Source organism: Cupriavidus sp. R6-3, assembly GCF_059772245.1.
On the sequence record NZ_JCBAJO010000399.1, the window covers coordinates 1 to 2523 of the forward strand.

Consider the following 2523-nt stretch of genomic DNA (forward strand, 5'->3'; position numbering starts at 1 on the left):
GGGTCAGCGCCGGCAGCAGCGCCTGCGCCGCCGATGCGATCAAGGGTAGTTTGGCGTCCTGATCGTGCGGCACGAAGCTGTCGAGCGTGGTGACGCGCTCGACCTCGGGCCGTGCCGACAGCCGCGTCGCCAGCGCACGTGCGGCATCGAGCGAGGGCGCCAGCACGCTGACATCCTCGGTGCCGGCCTGCGGCGCGTCCTTCAGCGATCGAAGCGTTGCCATCGATTCGGAGGCGGGGTCCTTCAAATTCAGCGGATCGAAATCGAAGCGCAGCTGCGTCAGCAGCGGCGAGGCGGCCAGGATCACGACGCAGGTGACCCACAGCACCGGCTTGCGATGGCGCTCGAAGAACTCGTCGGCGGGCGCGAGCCAGCGGATGCCGGGCGCCACGGTCTCGCCGTCGGGCTGCAGCACGCGGATCAGCGCCGGCAGCAGCGTGACCGTGGTCAGGAACGCGACGAACATGCCGACGCCGGCGATCAGGCCCAGTTCGGCCACGCCGCGATAGTCGGTCGGCAGGAAGGCGAAGAACGCGGCGGCGGTGGCCGCCGCCGCCAGCGACAGCGGCACCGCCAGCGCCTGCGCGGTATGGGCCAGCGCCGTCACGATATGGTCGCGGTCGTGGCGCTCGGCGCGGTAGCGCACGCCGAACTGGATGCCGAAGTCCACGCCGAGGCCGACGAACAGCACCGCGAAGGCGACCGAGATCATGTTCAGCGCGCCGACCATTGCCAGCCCCAGCGCCGCGGTGACGGCCAGGCCAGCGAACAGGCTCAGCAGCACGGCAACGATCAGCCGCGCCGAACGCAGCGCCAGCCACAGGATCAGGATCACGACCAGCACCGTCACCGCGCCGTTCAGCGCGGCGCCGTCGGCCACCGAGGCGAACTCGTCGTCGGCCAGCGCCTGCGGCCCGGTCAGCCGTACCTCGGCCGCGTAGTGCTGTGCCAGCTGCAGCTGCGCCGCACGGGCGCGGATCGCGGCCGAGGCATCGGCGCCGGCCTGCAGGTCGCCGTAATCGAGCACCGGGCTGACCGCGACGAAGGCCAGCGCGGGACCGGACGCCGGCGTGGGGTCGGCCAGCGTGCGCCAGGACAGCGCCGCCGGCCTGCCTGCCAGCACCTGCTCGAGCGCCATCGCGCTGCGCGACAGCAGCGGCGCCATCTGCGCCAGCGTGACCTGGCCCATCTGCAGCGGCAGGCCCAGCGTGACCGACAGCGTGTCGGCCAGCCCGCGCAAGGACGGATCGCGCGCCAGCGCATCGAGCAGCGGCCGCGCATCGGTCAGGTCGCGCGTGACCCGCGCCAGCGTCGGCGTATCGAGAAACAGCAGGCCGTTGCGCGCGAAGAAGGCGCCGCCGCCGGGCTGGCGCACCGCCTCGAAGCGGGACGGCTGATTGCGCAGCGACTGCGCCAGCGCATCGGCGGCGGCTTCGGCCAGTTCGGGGACCGGCGCCCGCACCACCGCGAGCATCAGGCGGTCGCGGTCGGGGAAGGCTTCGTTCAGCGCGGCGTCGTAGCGAGCCCAGGGTGCGTCGACATCGAGCAGGCGGCCGATATCGGTATTGATCGCGAAGTGCCGGGCCGCATACCAGCCGCTGCCGGCGCAGACCACGGCCGCCAGCGCGATGGTCAGCCAGGCGCGCGCGGTCGCCAGCATCACCAGGCGGGTAATGGCCGCGGTCAGCATGCGAGGCCAGCGTGGGCGCAGGCCACTACAGCGGCGCTGGCGGCGGGTCTATACTCGATCGCTCGGATCGCCATGTTCGTCGTCATGCCGTCGGATCGCTCTCCATGTTCCCTGTCCGTTCCCGTTCCCGCTCCCGCTCGCCGCTTCCCGCGCTGGCCATCGCGCTTCCGCTGGCACTGCCCGCTCCGCTGGCACTGCCCGCACTCCCCATCGCACTCCCCATCGCACTCCCCATCGCACTCCCCATCGCGGCCGCCATGCTGATCTGGCCGCTGCCTGCCAACGCCGCCGAGCGCGCCGCGCCCGACCGGCTGGTGCGCACCGCGGTGGAAGGGGTGATTTCCGCGGTGCGCGCCGATTCCGCGGCCAGCGCCGGCGATCAGGCCAGCGTCGTGGCCGTGGTACGGCGCCAGTTCCTTCCCTATACCGATTTCGCGCGCACCACGCGGCTCGCGCTCGGTCCCGCCTGGCGCACCGCCAATCCCGCGCAGCAGCAGCAACTGGTCGAGCAGTTCCGCACGCTGCTGGTCCACACCTATGCGCTGTCGCTGTCCCAGCTGCGCGGCCAGAATGTCGAATTCCGCTATGCGCCGGTGCAGGGCGGCGCCAATGCCGACGACGTGGTGGTGCGCACGCGCGTGATCACCGCGGGCGACGAGAACCAGATCGACTACCGGCTGCGGCGCGGCGCCGACGGCTGGAAGATCTACGACATCAACATGATGGGCGCGTGGCTGATCGAGGTCTATCGCCGCCAGTTCGGCGACATCGTCGAGCGCGACGGCATCGACGGGCTGATCCGCTATCTGTCCGAGCACAACGCGCGCCAGGCC

2 protein-coding genes are annotated in these 2523 nt (G+C 71.7%); one reads left to right on the plus strand and one right to left on the minus strand.

Annotated features, from left to right (window positions below; genetic code table 11):
• The coding region (locus AC6EI8_RS26060) for an MMPL family transporter (protein WP_498383334.1) at nucleotides 1–1690 on the minus strand (1690 nt) is incomplete at its 3' end.
• 257 nt (nucleotides 1691–1947) lie between these two features.
• Between AC6EI8_RS26060 and AC6EI8_RS26065 the strand changes: the two genes are divergently transcribed.
• A partial coding sequence (locus tag AC6EI8_RS26065) for an MlaC/ttg2D family ABC transporter substrate-binding protein (RefSeq protein ID WP_498383335.1) occupies nucleotides 1948–2523 on the plus strand: 576 nt, incomplete at its 3' end.